The following is a 15,791-nucleotide window of genomic DNA, read 5'->3' as shown; positions in this document are numbered from 1 at the left end:
TCAAATGGTAAATGGTACAACATTAATAAGCAAAAATATTATTTCTTAACAAAAGACTCGATGACTTCGTTGATCTCGTTTGTGTCGTTCATTTTTTCAGAAAACAGATGCTTGTATAAAGGCTTATTTTCAACTTTATTTTTTAGAGAAAGGTTTGTGTTTCGATTGTAAATGGCATCCCATTTGTTTCTTACCACTTGCCATTTATCCGTGTGTTTTTCCCACCAATCTTGCGCTCCTTTACATCTGCTATCAGGAACTCTAACATACGTGTTATATCCTTTTTCATGTGCAAGAATACTATCTTTTTCACCTGATTTTCGTATAACCTTTTTATTATCTTGATCATGTAGCCAACCATAATCAGTAACTTCATGCCTGTTACCTCTTACAGTTACGTTATAATCGCTTCTTTTAGTATATTCTCTTCTTGGAAGCGGGGCATCTGTGGTGTTTTCCCAGAAGCTTTTACCGTCAACATGCACCCAAGTACCTGATCCTTCATAGCGAGGGCTGTCATCTACTTGATATACTTTTTGTGTCCATTGTTTTTTTACATCAGAACGAGGTTTACTTTCATAAAGCCAGTTGTTGTCTCCGTTAAACATATAAAAATCAGTATTTTGATATACCCAATCTTGTCTCCAATGTTTGATGATATGTGGGCTTGAAGGATTACCTACTTGCAATAAGTGTTGAATAGAAATCTTATTGTTTTCATCGGTTATTAATTGTGCGTATTCTAAAGCTTTATCGGTTTTGGTTTTAGAAGGCTTATATAATGAGTCTTTACTAAAGTTAAACGTCTCAGCAAAATTGAAGGTTACTTCAAAACACCCACACATTTTTTTTATAGCGTCTCTGTCTTTGCTCTTTTTACTTTGTGCATTACTAAAAGTAACAAAAGTTATTGCGACAATAGATAGTAACAGTGATTTTTTCATTCTGTCTTTGTTTAGGTTAAAAATTTTTTACAAAAATATAAAATTAATTTAGAATGAATAAAAATAAGATATATATTTGCAGAAAATTATTAAGAATGTTTCTAAATAGGGTGCTGGTTATTGTTGTGGTGTTTTTAAGTGTTGCCGCTTTTTCTCAGAAGGAAGGCAGCGAAAAGGTTATAGACTCTATAAGTGTAAACAATTTAGATGAGGTTATTGTTACGGCAACAAGAACATCAAGGCAACTATCTTCTGTGCCGATGCCAGTGACATTAATTTCTAAAAAGCAGTTACAAAGATCAGGTTCTGTTAGATTAGGAGACATTTTATTAGAGCAAACTGGAATTACTGTTGTTAAGGATTTTGGCAATTCTGAAGGAGTTCAACTTCAAGGTATAGCAGCGGACTATACTTTAATTATGATTGATGGTGTGCCCATAGTTGGAAGAACATCAGGTAATATTGATCTCAATAGGATCACCGTTAATAATATAAAACAAATTGAAATTGTTAAAGGTCCATCTTCATCACTTTATGGTTCTGAAGCTATGGGAGGGGTTATCAATATAATCACTGAAAAACCGACCAAAGATCAACTTAAAAGTCAATATCAAATTTTAACAAGAGGAGGAGCTAAGAATGAGTTAGACATCAACGGTGACATTTCGTACCGAAAAAATAAGCTAGGCGTAATTGTAGGTGTCAATTTGAATTCAAGCGCAGGATTTGATTTAACCCCTCTAACAATTTCTAATACTGTATATCCTCATCAAAATTATACTGCGAACACTCAATTAATGTACGATTTAAGTAATAGCTTGTCGTTTGATGTGTCTGCACGTTACTATCATCAAAATCAGTATGTCAATACTGTTACCAATACGCAAACTGACTGGAATGTAAATAGTAAAATCACGCAACGTGTTACCGATTATTGGGATATTGATTATACTTTTTATGGAACCCGATTTAAAACAAAGAGCACTTTAAATAATTCAACGGCGTTATTTGATAGAAGTTTATTTAGACCCGAAATTAGAACAAAAATTGACTGGAAGAGCTCGGGTACTTTAATAGCTGGAGTAGGAGGTAATTTCGATGGTCTCGACAGATCATCAATAAATGGAGAAAAGCAATATAAAGCAGGGTACGCTTTTGCACAATACGATTTTTACCCTATTGAAAAATTAAATGTTGTAGCCGGTGCAAGACATGATTTTAGTGATAGTTATCAAGCTGCATTTAGCCCGAAAATATCTACAAGTTATGAAATCAACGATGTACTTACTCTAAGAGCTTCTGTAGGCTTTGGGTTTAAAGTGCCTGATTTTAGACAACTGTTTTTTGATTTTAGAAATATAACCAATGGTTATATTGTTTTAGGAACACATACGCTGCATAATTTGTATGGAGATGTCAGTAGTGTCGAAAATATTGAGAAACAATTGAAACCAGAAAGTTCTATAGGATACAATGTTGGTTTTCAATTGACTCCAATCCAAGGGGTAAAAGTGATGGTTAATGGCTTTCGAAATAATATCAAAGACCTTATTGATACTTTTGATACCCGTTTAGATCCTACAGATCTTGGGCTACCGGGAGCTACAAGAACCTTTTCTTATAGAAATATTAACACGGTTTTTACACAAGGTATTGAATTGGATATCAATTATAAAATGAATAATAATGTTCAATTATTAGCAGGATACCAATATCTAGATACAGGTAATCAAGAGGAAATAGATCGTGTTAATGAGGGTATTTTTTATAAAGACGCCATGGGAGTTTCTCAACAGTTAGATCGCTCCTCGTATTTTGGGTTGGTGAATCGATCAAGACATATGTTTAATGCAAAGGTATTCTATGAAAACTATCAACACGATTTCTCTGTAAATATTAGAGGGATTTACAGAAGTAAGTTTGCACCATTTGATTCAAACAATAATTCTGTGATTGACGACTTTGACAGTTTTGTAAAATCAAACACCCAAGTAAATATGGCTGTTGAAAAAACGCTATTGGGTTTTATGAATATATTATTCGGTGTTGATAATGTATTTAATTCAAACGGAAATCAAAATAAAGAGCTATTTGAAAACAATGACAGCTTTCTGCAGTTAGAAAGAACATATTACGGAAGAATACAAATTAATATTTAACAATAGGATTATCAAATGAGAAATTTAAAATCAATTTTAGTAGCTTTAACTATAGCTTTTGTTGTAACATCTTGTAGTGATGAGAACACAGATGAACCAATCATTAAACCTGTAGAGAGTAAAACTATAGAAAATTTTGCGGCGCTATCTGGAGGAGGTGGTGGAAATTATACTGGTGACTTTGCCAAATTTAGTTTTAAAGAAGGAAAAGAAGTTACCGATGATAATTGGGATATCGGCTTTCGTGCAACGCAAATAATTGTGAATGGAGGAGCAAATATAGAAAGTATAAATGAAGAGCCGAATAGAACAGGTAATGCTTCTTTGTCAGTGGTGTCGAATACATTTGCCAATGTAACAGAAGCGCCTGCTGATAGTGAGTTTAAACAAGACGCCAAAGATACATTTGCCTTACCAACAGGAAGTGGAAATGGATGGTATACTTATACAGGATCTCCACTTCATCAAATTCTTCCAACTGCAGGAAAAATTATCGTGGTTAAAACAATAGAAGGGAACTATGCAAAAATAGAAATAGTAAGTTACTATAAAGATAAAGATGCAAGCAACCCTGCCAATGGAAAATATTTCACTTTCAATTATGTGTATAACCCTAATGTAGGTGATAAAAGTTTTCAGTAAATATATTTATTGAATTTTGTTAGTTTTTGTTACGTTGAACAGCCTAGTTCCATATTGAACTGGGCTGTTCTTTTTTTAGTTCTTTGGAATATGTTTTCATGTTTATAAGTAAATACCGATCTATAGATGAGACATAAACATAACTACAAGGAAGTGGTTATGTAACTTTACCTAAGAATTGGCATTATTTGAATATATAATTGGTTTTTGTATGCATAATTTGAGTTTACATGGGTAATTATTTTCTATACCACATACTATAGGTTAGTTAACATTAAACAATTACTAATTATGGTCAAATATTTTAAAAGTAGAATGCTAGGAAAACGTTTCCTAAACAAAGCCTATTTAATGTTGTTAGTTTCTGTGCTTTTTATCGCATGTTCACCAAAGGAAGAACATTTACCTTCAGAAACTTTACAGCTAAATCAACCACCACTAAATTCAGCAAGAAGTCCCAAGAAAAATGTCAAATTTCCCACGATAGCTGTTCATTCAGTAACTCCTTGCGGCTATGGTTTTAAGGTTAAGTTTTATTATTTAGGAACAGGAGCAATGGCTATTGGAACTGTAAAGCCATATGAAATTTATAACTCCTTAGGGGTTATGGTTGATATTGGCAACGTTACTCATAACGGAAATACAAATTGGGTATTAAGCCCCTGTGAAACGTATACAATTTATATAGACGCAGGTCCCTTTACAGGCGTGGTGAGCTTCACTGTTACCAGTGATGGTTGCGGAGGAATGTTTATTTGCTAACATTGTTTCTTTGAAAGTAGTTATACCAGTTATTGTTTGAATTTACTATAAATTCAAACAATAACTGGTATTAAACAAAAAGATTGAAGTTGTGGTATATAGCATAGCTTCAATCTTTTCATTGGCTTCAAGTTAATGAATTATTTTTTCTTTTAAATAGGCAGCAGTATAAGACAATTTATTTTTGATTAATTCTTCTGGAGTGCCTGCAAAAATTAGATTTCCACCATGTATTCCACCTTCTTTACCCAGGTCTATAATATAGTCGGCACATTTAATAAGTTCGATATTATGTTCAATAACAATTATAGAATGGCCTCTTTCAATAAGTGCATTAAATGAATTTAGTAATTTTTTAATGTCGTGAAAATGCAAACCAGTAGTAGGCTCGTCGAAAATAAATAAGGCTTTGTCTTTAGTGGTTCCTTTAACGAGAAAAGAAGCCAGTTTTATACGCTGTGCTTCTCCTCCAGAAAGAGTTGAAGACGATTGCCCTAATTGAACATACCCTAAACCAACATCTTGCAGAGGTTTTAGTTTTTTAGCTATTTTCGGTTGGTTGTTTTCTGAGAAAAAATCGACGGCATCATCAATAGTAGAACTCAGGACATCATCAATGTTCTTTCCTTCAAAATTAATCTCTAGAACTTCTTTTTTAAATCGTTTACCATGGCAAGTTTCGCATTGTAAATGCACATCCGCCATAAATTGCATTTCAATAGTAACTTCACCTTCACCTTTACAAACTTCACAACGACCACCTTCTACATTAAAAGAAAAATGTTTAGGCTGATAGTTTCTGATTTTAGAGAGTTTTTGCGAAGAAAACAATTTACGGATGTCATCGTAAGCTTTAATGTAGGTTACAGGGTTAGAGCGCGAAGAGCGTCCGATTGGGTTTTGATCGATAAACTCAACATGTTTTAAAGAATCGAAACTTCCATTGATTTCGGTATGTTGACCGAGTTTATTACCATACCCTATAAGCTGCTTCTGCATAGCAGGGTATAAAATATTCTTGACTAACGTACTTTTACCACTACCAGAAACCCCAGTAATTACTGTCAGCGTATTTAGAGGGAAAGAAACATCGATGTTCTTTAAGTTATTTTCTCTGGCGCCAACGATATTAATGGTGTTTTTAGAGTTTCTACGTTGTTTAGGAATATCAATCATTAAATCACCAGATAAATACTTTGCGGTTAAAGAATTAGAGGTTAAAATTTCTTTAAAAGAACCCTCAGCTACAACGTTACCACCGTGAGTTCCTGCCTCAGGGCCAATATCAATAATATAGTCAGCTTCTTTCATAATGTCTTCATCATGTTCAACTACAATAACGGTATTTCCAAGATCACGAAGGCTTTTAAGTACTTGTATAAGTCTTTCAGTATCTTTAGGGTGAAGTCCGATGCTTGGTTCATCTAAGATGTACATAGAGCCAACTAAACTACTGCCTAGTGAGGTGGCTAAATTAATCCGCTGACTTTCTCCTCCTGATAAGGTGTTTGATGTGCGATTTAAGGTTAAATACTGCAAGCCTACATCTTGTAAAAATTGAAGTCTACTGTTAATTTCTGTAAGTAAACGCTTTCCTATTTTTGCTTCGTATGTATCAAGTTTTATGGCGTTAAAAAACACCGCTAGCTCATCTAAAGGAATGGTAACTAGTTCGGAAATAGTTTTTCCAAATACTTGCACGTAATTCGCTTCTTTGCGCAAGCGTTTTCCATTACACTCAGTACAAGTAGTTTTTCCTCGATAGCGCGAAAGCATTACTCGATTTTGTATTTTATAGCTTTTTTCTTCTAGTTTTTTAAATAAATGATGAATTCCTTTGAACTTTTTCGTTCCGTCCCAAACAAGTTGTTTCTGTTTGTCTGAAAGCTCAAACCAAGGTTTGTGAATAGGAATATCAAATTCACTGGCATTAAGAATTAAGTCGTTTTTGTATTTTTTATAACTATCAGTTTTAAATGGAAAAATAGCTTCTTGGTATATTGAAAGGCCCGTATTAGGAATAACCAATTCTTCATCAATACCAACTATATTTCCATAGCCTTCACAAGTTGGACAGGCGCCATACGGATTGTTAAAGCTGAAAAAGTGGGTGTTAGGTTCTAAAAAAGTAATACCATCTAATTCAAATTTATTACTAAAGGGAGTTGTTTTACTTGTTGATAAATCATCGATATAACAAATTCCTTTTCCTTCGAAAAAGGCTGTTTGAATGGCGTCAGCCAAGCGATTGTAAAAATCTTCTTCGTCTTTTACAACAATTCTATCAACTACCAAAAAAAGCGTATTTCCTTTAAAATCGTGTGTAGGAAAATCATCAATTCTGTATACAGTTCCCTTATATTTTAAACGAGCGTATCCCTGTTGGGTTAACACTTGTAAAACAGTTTCTAATTTCCTGTTTTTATTGATGGTGATAGGAGCAAGGAGCAAAAGCTTTGTTCGCTCGTCAAACTTCTTTACAAAATTAATAACATCGGTAACGGTATTTTTTTTTACTTCATTACCAGAAACAGGAGAGTAGGTTTTTCCAATACGAGCATATAACAATTTGATATAATCGTAAATTTCAGTGGAGGTCCCTACCGTTGATCTAGGGTTTGTTGAGTTTACTTTTTGTTCAATAGCAATAGCAGGTGCTATCCCTTTTATATAATCGACCTTAGGTTTGTGAAGTTTTCCTAAGAACTGACGTGCATATGACGATAAGCTTTCAACATAACGCCTTTGTCCTTCCGCATAGAGCGTATCGAAGGCTAAAGATGATTTTCCAGAACCTGAAAGCCCAGTAATTACTACCAGTTTATTACGTGGAATTACAACATCGATATCTTTTAAATTATGCAGTTTCGCACCTTTAATGATAATGTTTTCTTTAGGGTCGATAGTAGAAATGTCAATTTTCATTTACTCAAAAAAATAAGCGTTAAAAATACGGTTTTATCGGTTGAAATGAAATTAAAAAGCGTGTATAGATTAAAATTTTAAGTTTCTATAAAAGAATGCATCAGAATAGGGGTGAAGTTGGTTGAGGTAACACTTTGTGCACGAAACAACAGCATGTTCAAAAGAAATAGTATCTGTATTTAGCATCTTTTTATACAAATTTAACGCTATTTTTCACTAGTACTACGATGGTATAATGCCGATAGTTATTTGAAATTTTATATTGAGAATAGGAAATTTAAAAGTAATTTCAAATTTCAATAGTTACTGAATAAATATATACGTACCCAATGAAATCAAGATACCGTCCTAGTTCGTTATCTTTTTGAATCATGGAATATGCCGTGAATACTAAATGAAGTACTAATACCAGTTATTGTTTGAATTTACTTTTACGGTAAATCCAAATGGTAAATGAGATAAGATAGTTTTAGAATTTATAAACTTGAAATCTTTTTTAAAGAAAGCAGTTACCCAGAGAAAAAATCAATAGTAATATGATTATTTTCAATAGGAGAGAGGTTTACCATAAATATTCTCTTGTTATGCCAACGAGCTCTGAATTCATATTGGTTTCCAATTACGGACTTAAGGTTTTTTATGGGTTTCATATGAGGAGGGATGTTGTCAGGGTCTGTGTTTAGTGCTACAGGGACAACGGAGTCAATACCAAAAAAGCAATAAATTAAGCTGTTTTTTCCACTAGTATCTTTTAAGCGAATTGTGGTTAAACCTTTTGAGGTGTATTCAACCGAAGCGAATTGAGACAAAGTAACCATACCTGAATTAGAAATTATAGTATCAGCATTTTGGATAGGAGAGAATAGACCAACTTGTATATCATTTTTATTGCTATTTGATAAGTTTGCGATCTCATGGAAACCATCTTCTGCTTCTCTCCAAAAGGAGTAATTGATTGGAGTACCTTCAGCGGTATTTATGAGGGTATCCCAATTTGATGAAAATACAGAAATTTGGTGTTGGTAATTGTTGTTAACTTTTATAGTCCAAATTACTGGACAAGGAAGGTTAAGGTAAGTTTTAGCAGAATCAAATCTATTTAGTTTGGTCGTACTGTTAATTGCTAATTTTTTTTCTTTAACCGTAATAAAAGAATTGAGCAATACTGTTAGTAGGATAAAAAGCCCTATCGTTTTAAAAAAACGATAAGACCCTTTATTTGTTTTTAAATTCTTATTGAATTCTGGCATCAAATTTTGCTCCAGATGTCAAAGAAATGTTAACCATGTATACAGTTTGACCATAAAAGTTTTGTGATGTTTGATACGTGTTTCCACTTTCAAATATACAATTGTCAAGAGCTGCCCATTGTGGAGGTAATGTTGCTTTATCAACATTTAAAAAGACAGGAATTGGTTTGTTAGATCCTACTATAAGTAAAGCTAAAGTCGCTTCAGTGCTTCTTGCAGTTAGTGTTAATGTTTGGATGCTTGAAGTAGTTTGCCCACCTATAGACTGATACTGTCCTACAGGTTTATTTTGGTTGTTAATTTGGAAAGAAGGTGCCTCACTTAAAGAATACCATCCAGCACGAAAACTAGTACCTTCTTGTGTGTTTAAGTTTTGAACTTGAACAATATTGTTTCCGAAGTTTTGGATTAATGGGTAAACAACAGGTGATCCGGCTGGAACAGGAATGTTCTTAGAATCTCCACCATATTTAATTAAAGAATTTACAGAATAATTACCGCTAGGTGTAATTGTGATAACATTATAGCCTTCTGTTGTTTCTTGAGTTTGTACAGTTTCAGTAAAATTAACCACAGATGGTTTAGAATTTAAATGCATTACAGCATCTACTGATGTTAAAGTTGACATATTTATAGTTTTTATGTTTGGTTCCTACTCATATGGCTTTTCGGGAGCCGCCTCGTTTTTTAAAGTAGTTTCTGATCTCTACTTATTATAATCGAAAACTATAATAGAGCGCTCTAAAGTTTTCTTAAAATAGAATTAAATATTCCTTTCTATGTTATCAAAATTAGTTTATAACCTTTTGATTTACAATACCTATATACCCTAGTTGAATTCTAATGGTTTATACCTAGTGTTCTAGGTATAAGTATTTGGTTTCTTGTTTTTAAGAGTATTTGAAAAGGTTTTCTTAAAAGATGAAATTTGTAAAATAGTGAGATCCTGAATTTAGAAGGGCAGAGTAAGCGATGGTGCTAAACTTATGCATGCTAAGTTTTTTTCATTTTTATAGAGAGATCAGGTGTATTCCTCTTAAAATGAGACTAGATTTTTGATGAAAAGGTATCGGGGTCATAGGGAAACAGTGGGTAAACCTAGATACTTTTTTAGAGAAGTAACCTTAATTTAAGAAAAGACTGTTTTTAATAAAACAGTTTTAAAACCAGTTTTTTAGGTTGAAATATTACTTGCTTTTTATTGTGAATTTCTCCTAATAAAATAGATTAATTGTAATTTTTTTCATGAAAACATTGATAATATTTGCATTTCTACATAAAAAAGGCAATATTTGTAAATAGTTATTAATCAATATTTAACGCCTATAGAACATAATTACTTTTAAAAAAGAGTTTTACCCCTAACCTAAAAGAGAGTTTATTCTTTCTTTTATAAAAGTAATTATATGGACAAAAATGTTGTAGTAGATAGTGTTTTAGTAAAAGACTATATTAACGGAAATGAGATTGCTATAGAAATATTAATTAAACGTCACAAACAAAGATTGTATAGTTTTATATACAATAAAATTCAAGACAGAGACTCAACAGAAGATATTTTTCAAGACACCTTTATTAAAGTGATAAGAACCTTGAAAAGAGGTAATTATAATGAAGAAGGTAAGTTCTTGCCTTGGGTCATGCGGATAGCTCACAACTTAGTTATAGATTATTTTAGAAAGAGCAATAGAATGCCGAAGTTTAATAATTCTGATGAGTTTGATATTTTTTCTGTTTTGAGCGACGGTGCTTTGAATATAGAAAATAAAATAATAAAAGAACAAATTCTTGAAGACGTAAGAGTACTCATTGATGAACTTCCAAAAGAGCAAAAAGAAGTTTTGATGATGAGAATATACAACGATATGAGTTTTAACGAAATTTCAGAGAATACAGGGGTTAGCATTAATACGGCTTTAGGAAGAATGCGATATGCATTAATAAATTTGAGAAAGATCGTAGAGAAAAACAATATTATTTTAGTTGATTAGGCAATATTTATAGAACTACACCGTTATTTATTTTGGAAACAAATTAAATATGAATATATGACGGAACTCTACGCTAATATGTCCTCGGACTTTAAAATGAGACCAAAAAAAGAAACAATTCAGTTTTTGATAGATTATTCAAAAACATTGGAAGTGGTAAAAACAAAGTCAAATTATATTATTGAATTGAATTTGAATTAAGTGTGGAAAAAGCTTCAATCAACATTGAGGCTTTTTTTATGCAAAGAAGATTTTGTTATAAACTATTTTAATAAAGATTTTCTTCCGATAGTTTTGGTGATAACATCGTTGTTAATATCCCAACCTCTTGCAGGAGAATATTCTCTACCATAGTAAATAATTTGTAAGTGTAATTTATTCCATAATTCTTTAGGGAATAATCTTTTTGCATCTCTTTCTGTTTGAACTACATTTTTTCCATTAGATAAATTCCACCGATACATCAAACGATGAATATGTGTGTCAACCGGAAAAGCAGGAATGTTGAATGCTTGTGCCATCACAACACTTGCCGTTTTATGGCCAACCGCAGGGAGTTCTTCCAATGCCTCGAAATCTGCAGGAACCTTACCATTGTGCTTTTCAATTAAAATTTTAGATAAACCATGAATTCCTTTTGATTTCATAGGAGATAAACCAACAGGCTTTATAATAGCTCTAATTTCTTCAACGGTTAGTTTTACCATATCATATGGGTTATCTGCCTTTTCAAATAGTAAAGGAGTAATAGTATTGACCCTAGCATCGGTACTTTGTGCAGACATTAAAACAGCTATTAGCAAGGTATACGGATCTTTATGGTCTAGTGGTATTGGCGTTTCAGGATATAAGTCTTCTAAAGTGTTAATAACAAACTGTACCCTTGCTGCTTTTGTCATACGAATAAATATCAAAGTTAATTCTTACAAAGTTACAAAGTTATGAGCTTAGCTTTATAATTTCTTGACTAATTTGTAACTTTGGAATTCAAAAAATTAAAACACACATAAGAATGATCACATTAAATAAAGGAGATAAAGCCCCAAGTTTTGAAGCCAAAGACGAAAAAGGGAATGTTAGGAAGTTAACGGATTACGCAGGAAAGAAATTGGTGGTTTTCTTTTATCCAAAGGCTAGTACACCAGGCTGTACTGCGGAAGCGTGTAATTTAAGAGATAATTATGAAACTTTCTTGGCTAAGGGCTATGAGATTTTAGGAGTGAGCGCAGATAGCGCGAAACGTCAACAAAACTGGATTACGAAGCACGATTTACCATTTCCGCTTTTAGCAGATGAAGATAAAGATGTTATTAACGCTTTTGGTGTTTGGGGGCCTAAGAAATTTATGGGCAAAGAATATGATGGAATACATAGAACAACTTTCGTAATTGACGAAAAAGGAATTATAGAAGAAGTAATAACTAAAGTTAAAACGAAAGAGCACTCAAATCAAATTTTAGGGTAATCATTTTATACCAGTTATTGTTTGAATTTACCGTAAATTCAAATAGTAAAAGGTATTAGTTAGAAAACATATGTGAAATAAAGCCTTGGAGATAGAGAGATTTTTTAACTGTTTTTGTGCGGTGTCTTTCCTATTTATACACAGGGTGTCCGTTTAAATAGATCGAGATTTACCTGTTTAGGGTTGGTCAATGGTTTTATTTGGCGTATAAAACTAAAATAGATGCAGTATAATTTAAGTAAAAAAAGCAACTTCCTTATGTATTTTTGAAGTTGCTTTTTTTTAACGTTTGGTTCTTAATATCTTAAAACAAACTGAAATAGTTGGTAGAACCTTGTGTAACAACTATTTTCTATTAATTGACTGATGTCAAAAAACAGGGGTATACTATGAGTTAATGACACATAGTAGAATAAGTAGAGTTGTTTGCGATTATGTTGTTGTTTGTGATGGTGTTATATTGGTTTATGCAAATGTTATATAATTGTACGCTGCTATTAAAAACAATTCCATTTATAAAATTATTGTTAATATCATTATTCACAATTCTTACTTTCTGAACATTAAATAAGCTAATACCATTACCTCCTGAGTTGGAAAAGTCATTTGAATCTAATCTAACATTATATATTGCATTAGTATCATTCGGTTCTCCTATTTGAGGGCCGCCTCCGGGAGAAGTTAATGCAGCTATCTTACCACCATAGGTTTCTGTTATAAGTTTACATTTTTTAAACAATACATGTTTACATATATTTCTTATAATACCTCTTGTAGATTTTCTCCAATGAACATTTACAAATTGAATTCTATTGCTTTTAAATACGTCATAAGCTAGTCCAACACATTTTGATTTAATCGCTATTAAGTCTCCTTTCGATAAATAACTACCATTCTCGTTAAGAAGATTAACTCCTGACGTAATAGTAAACCTCCAGATATTTTCTTTAACATGAATTGGAGTATCCCATGCAAACAGTTCTCCATTTGCTTCAGTTTGAGGTTTATCATGTTCATTTTGACGTATATATCGTTTTAAATACCTGCCAGTATTCACTGGAACTTCAGGTGATAGTTGATATATTTCATTGGGCGTAGCAAAGCCATTTTCGATGGCTAATTCTATATAATGATTACCTTCTTCTTTATAGTATTGCTCAAAAACACCTTGACTAACAGATGCTTGAGATCTGTCAAAGGTGATTCCTTGAAATTTAATACCACTACTATTTTTTATAGACACTCCTATTGCTGTAAAATTATCAATTACCAATGTTACCTTATTTGGGCTAGCTCCTAGAAAAACGATGTTAGAATACATGGGTAATTTGATGTTTTCAATATGAATGGCACCTTCGTCTGAGTGATTACCGCCATTTATTTTATACGTGCCTGATGGTATTTTGATAACATATTCATAATAGGTATTGTTTCCAATCCAATTAGCTCCCCTTTCTATGGCCTCAGCAATCGTTTCTGAATTTACAACGGAAAGTGTTTCGGATGTTTTGGTGGTAGGCTCTTGAAAAAAGAATCTATCTGAGATATTTTTTGAAAGTAATTTGCTCTCAAGTTCATTGTTATCTGTAATGGAATTGTCTTCTTGGCAGGATAGGACTAAAATCATTAAAATTAGTAATATCCAGTAATTGTTTGTATTGAATTTTTTCATAAATTTTAAGTTGATATTCTGAATTGAGTTATTAGCTCACTGTCAGAAAACAGTAAAATTGTTTGTGATACAGAGTAATTAGAAAAGGTAATCGAAACAAAATCCAGAATAGTATTATGTCATTAGCATAAACTAAATTGAACGCAATTATGGTTCGAAAACATTAACTAAGTTTAATTAAGTGAAATGTAAAAGCTCATAGGCTTATTAAAAGAATCCCTAAATTGATGATGGGTGTATTTCTCAAACTCATTTATGTAGCTGCTAATGTTGTGGATTGAAAGTTTTCCGTCCAAGTTTTTGAAGAGTTTGAGTTGTAAAAAATTGTCGTTAACAATACTACAAGGCGTTTCAGTATTTACTTTTTTCATTGTACATCCTTATTAAAAGTTCATTAAAATACTTAATAGCGTAAGCTTGCTGCTTACATGTAAACGCTTATTTTTTATAGTAGTAGAAAATAGCGTTCTTTCTTTGTAGTAATAGTAGTTCTTATTTGTTGCTAAGTTAAACTATAAGTTGCTAAGTTAAACTATAAATAGGAGTTTAGTTGGTTTGTAAAATATTCCTATTTATGTTAAATTTTGTGCTAAGATACTTATTTTATTTCCAATTTCAAACGTTAGGATATAAATAACAGCTTCTTACTTGAGCCCATTTTTATGATTTTTGCTATTATCACGTTACTTTTAAGTTCAAAAAGTTGTTCTATACACAACGAGTATATAGTTATATTATTTACCATTTACCATTTTAATTTATCGTAATAAAACGTCCTTTTTCCAATGCTATTTCGATATAAAAAATCAATCATAGCTACTGCTATTATTGATTTTTTTATCTTAATATAAAGAAAAAACTATTCATTTTACAGTGAATTTAAATAATAACTGGTATAAAGAGTACCTTGATTTAATATATTAAACAAGTTTTTCTAAATAATTACATACAAACGTTTTTATGTAAGGTATTAAAAATTTAGAAATAATATGTTTGAACAATTATTAGAGTCTCTTTTGAATCCAATTTTTAAAACTGTAAAAGTTTTGTGGTGCAACACCATGACCTACAGGATATTCAGAATATTCATGTTGTAGGTTGTAATTAGATAAAAATATAGGAGCTTTTTTAGCCCAATCAACAGGTAATACTTGATCTACTGTGCCATGAGAAATATAGTAATCAGTATTAATTTCGTTACTAATATTTTCAGGAAGTAAATCATGATTTATATAACCACTCAAAGCAAGAACATGTTGAACTTTATTTGGATAATTTAAACTTAAGGCATAGCTTAAAATAGCCCCTTGACTAAAACCTAACAAGAATGTTTTTGTCGGGTTTGTATTGTGCTTCTGCTTCACACCGTCAATAAAGTCTGCGATCTTTTGAATTGATTTTTTTGCTTGAGGTATATCAGAAAATTTACCATTGTTAGCGTCTAAATTAATGGCATACCAAGCATAACTACCATATCCCATATCAAGCGGAGCTCGTGCGCTAACAATTAACAAATCATCAGGCAATTCTTCAGCAAAGGAAAATAAATCCTGTTCATTACTTCCGTAGCCGTGCAATAGGATTAACAAAGGAGGGTTTTTTACCTCTTTTTTAGGATTTCGAACGAGATATTGTAAGTCCATTTATTTATTGTAGTGATTTAAACCAGTTTTGAAAATGTTCTCCGAAAATAGGAACTAGTTTTTTGTCGCCTTTTAATGCGCCCATAAGTCCTATAAACCAAAGGGCAAAAGTAATAAAACCTATAAAACCGAAAGCCAACCATCCAAAATACTTATAAATTACCCATTGATTTAAAAAATAAAGGGCATTTAACCCAATGTTTTGTCTAATATGGAAACTGGTGAAAGAATTTCGTTTAGAATTGTTTAAAACAAACGCTATCAGTGTACCTATAACGGTTAAGTAACTTATTACAGCATTGGTTTTTCCTTCTTCTATGGTAGATAAATTACTCATA

At 32.0% G+C, this 15,791-nt stretch carries 13 protein-coding genes; 5 read left to right on the top strand and 8 right to left on the bottom strand.

From position 1 onward, the window contains the following. Positions 1-38 precede the first annotated feature (38 nt). On the bottom strand, positions 39-944 hold the full coding sequence (locus AC2TDS_RS05105) for a DUF6607 family protein (RefSeq protein ID WP_484738041.1): 906 nt from the start codon (positions 942-944) through the stop codon (positions 39-41). Between the two features lie 53 nt (positions 945-997). Here AC2TDS_RS05105 and AC2TDS_RS05100 point away from each other — a divergent pair, with 53 nt between their 5' ends. The 3 genes from AC2TDS_RS05100 to AC2TDS_RS05090 all read left to right on the top strand — a co-directional run bounded on the left by AC2TDS_RS05100 (position 998) and on the right by AC2TDS_RS05090 (position 4,507). Then, positions 998-3,103 (top strand): TonB-dependent receptor plug domain-containing protein, encoded by a 2,106-nt coding sequence (locus tag AC2TDS_RS05100; protein ID WP_484738040.1) that lies wholly within the window; start codon positions 998-1,000, stop codon positions 3,101-3,103. Between the two features lie 15 nt (positions 3,104-3,118). Beyond that, positions 3,119-3,745 carry an HmuY family protein gene (locus tag AC2TDS_RS05095; RefSeq protein WP_484738039.1) on the top strand — a complete coding sequence of 209 codons (627 nt, stop codon included), beginning with the start codon at positions 3,119-3,121 and terminating at the stop codon, positions 3,743-3,745. A gap of 291 nt (positions 3,746-4,036) precedes the next feature. Continuing rightward, positions 4,037-4,507, top strand: a complete 471-nt coding sequence (locus tag AC2TDS_RS05090; protein WP_484738038.1) for a hypothetical protein — start codon at positions 4,037-4,039, stop codon at positions 4,505-4,507. A gap of 132 nt (positions 4,508-4,639) precedes the next feature. Here the strand turns inward: AC2TDS_RS05090 and uvrA are convergent, their stop codons facing one another. The 3 genes from uvrA to AC2TDS_RS05075 form a co-directional block, all read right to left on the bottom strand. After that, positions 4,640-7,432, bottom strand: coding sequence for an excinuclease ABC subunit UvrA (gene uvrA / locus AC2TDS_RS05085; protein ID WP_484738037.1), 2,793 nt, complete (start codon positions 7,430-7,432; stop codon positions 4,640-4,642). Positions 7,433-7,941: 509 nt separating this feature from the next. After that, positions 7,942-8,682: a hypothetical protein gene (locus AC2TDS_RS05080; protein ID WP_484738036.1), complete on the bottom strand. Its 741-nt coding sequence runs from the start codon at positions 8,680-8,682 to the stop codon at positions 7,942-7,944. Further along, positions 8,666-9,310, bottom strand: coding sequence for a hypothetical protein (locus AC2TDS_RS05075; protein WP_484738035.1), 645 nt, complete (start codon positions 9,308-9,310; stop codon positions 8,666-8,668). The genes AC2TDS_RS05080 and AC2TDS_RS05075 overlap by 17 nt, the downstream gene beginning before the upstream one ends. Positions 9,311-10,088: 778 nt before the next feature. Here AC2TDS_RS05075 and AC2TDS_RS05070 point away from each other — a divergent pair. Beyond that, a complete protein-coding gene (locus tag AC2TDS_RS05070; protein WP_484738034.1) occupies positions 10,089-10,673 on the top strand; it encodes an RNA polymerase sigma factor in 585 nt (194 codons plus the stop codon). A gap of 263 nt (positions 10,674-10,936) precedes the next feature. Here the strand turns inward: AC2TDS_RS05070 and AC2TDS_RS05065 are convergent, their stop codons facing one another. After that, positions 10,937-11,572, bottom strand: coding sequence for an endonuclease III domain-containing protein (locus tag AC2TDS_RS05065; RefSeq protein ID WP_484738033.1), 636 nt, complete (start codon positions 11,570-11,572; stop codon positions 10,937-10,939). A gap of 113 nt (positions 11,573-11,685) precedes the next feature. On the opposite strand from AC2TDS_RS05065, the gene bcp reads away from it, so the two are divergent. After that, positions 11,686-12,138, top strand: coding sequence for a thioredoxin-dependent thiol peroxidase (gene bcp, locus AC2TDS_RS05060; RefSeq protein ID WP_484738032.1), 453 nt, complete (start codon positions 11,686-11,688; stop codon positions 12,136-12,138). 394 nt (positions 12,139-12,532) lie between these two features. On the opposite strand, the gene AC2TDS_RS05055 is transcribed toward bcp, so the two are convergent. The 3 genes from AC2TDS_RS05055 to AC2TDS_RS05045 form a co-directional block, all read right to left on the bottom strand. Beyond that, complete coding sequence (locus AC2TDS_RS05055; RefSeq protein WP_484738031.1) at positions 12,533-13,810, bottom strand: hypothetical protein; 1,278 nt, start codon at positions 13,808-13,810, stop codon at positions 12,533-12,535. A 1,004-nt stretch (positions 13,811-14,814) separates the two neighbouring features. Further along, complete coding sequence (locus AC2TDS_RS05050; protein WP_484738030.1) at positions 14,815-15,453, bottom strand: alpha/beta hydrolase; 639 nt, start codon at positions 15,451-15,453, stop codon at positions 14,815-14,817. 4 nt (positions 15,454-15,457) lie between these two features. After that, positions 15,458-15,790 carry a DUF4870 domain-containing protein gene (locus AC2TDS_RS05045; RefSeq protein WP_484738029.1) on the bottom strand — a complete coding sequence of 111 codons (333 nt, stop codon included), beginning with the start codon at positions 15,788-15,790 and terminating at the stop codon, positions 15,458-15,460. Position 15,791 lies beyond the last annotated feature (1 nt).

Source organism: Tenacibaculum profundicola (genome assembly GCF_057220795.1).
This window is presented reverse-complemented; position numbering and strand designations above follow the sequence as displayed.

Bases quoted from the DNA above. Each gene is read 5' to 3' on its own strand.
- AC2TDS_RS05105 (WP_484738041.1), bottom strand. From the start codon at position 944: ATGAAAAAATCACTGTTACTATCTATTGTCGCAATAACTTTTGTTACT.
- AC2TDS_RS05100 (WP_484738040.1), top strand. From the start codon at position 998: ATGAATAAAAATAAGATATATATTTGCAGAAAATTATTAAGAATGTTT.
- AC2TDS_RS05095 (WP_484738039.1), top strand. From the start codon at position 3,119: ATGAGAAATTTAAAATCAATTTTAGTAGCTTTAACTATAGCTTTTGTT.
- AC2TDS_RS05090 (WP_484738038.1), top strand. From the start codon at position 4,037: ATGGTCAAATATTTTAAAAGTAGAATGCTAGGAAAACGTTTCCTAAAC.
- uvrA (WP_484738037.1), bottom strand. From the start codon at position 7,432: ATGAAAATTGACATTTCTACTATCGACCCTAAAGAAAACATTATCATT.
- AC2TDS_RS05080 (WP_484738036.1), bottom strand. From the start codon at position 8,682: ATGCCAGAATTCAATAAGAATTTAAAAACAAATAAAGGGTCTTATCGT.
- AC2TDS_RS05075 (WP_484738035.1), bottom strand. From the start codon at position 9,310: ATGTCAACTTTAACATCAGTAGATGCTGTAATGCATTTAAATTCTAAA.
- AC2TDS_RS05070 (WP_484738034.1), top strand. From the start codon at position 10,089: ATGGACAAAAATGTTGTAGTAGATAGTGTTTTAGTAAAAGACTATATT.
- AC2TDS_RS05065 (WP_484738033.1), bottom strand. From the start codon at position 11,572: ATGACAAAAGCAGCAAGGGTACAGTTTGTTATTAACACTTTAGAAGAC.
- bcp (WP_484738032.1), top strand. From the start codon at position 11,686: ATGATCACATTAAATAAAGGAGATAAAGCCCCAAGTTTTGAAGCCAAA.
- AC2TDS_RS05055 (WP_484738031.1), bottom strand. From the start codon at position 13,810: ATGAAAAAATTCAATACAAACAATTACTGGATATTACTAATTTTAATG.
- AC2TDS_RS05050 (WP_484738030.1), bottom strand. From the start codon at position 15,453: ATGGACTTACAATATCTCGTTCGAAATCCTAAAAAAGAGGTAAAAAAC.
- AC2TDS_RS05045 (WP_484738029.1), bottom strand. From the start codon at position 15,790: ATGAGTAATTTATCTACCATAGAAGAAGGAAAAACCAATGCTGTAATA.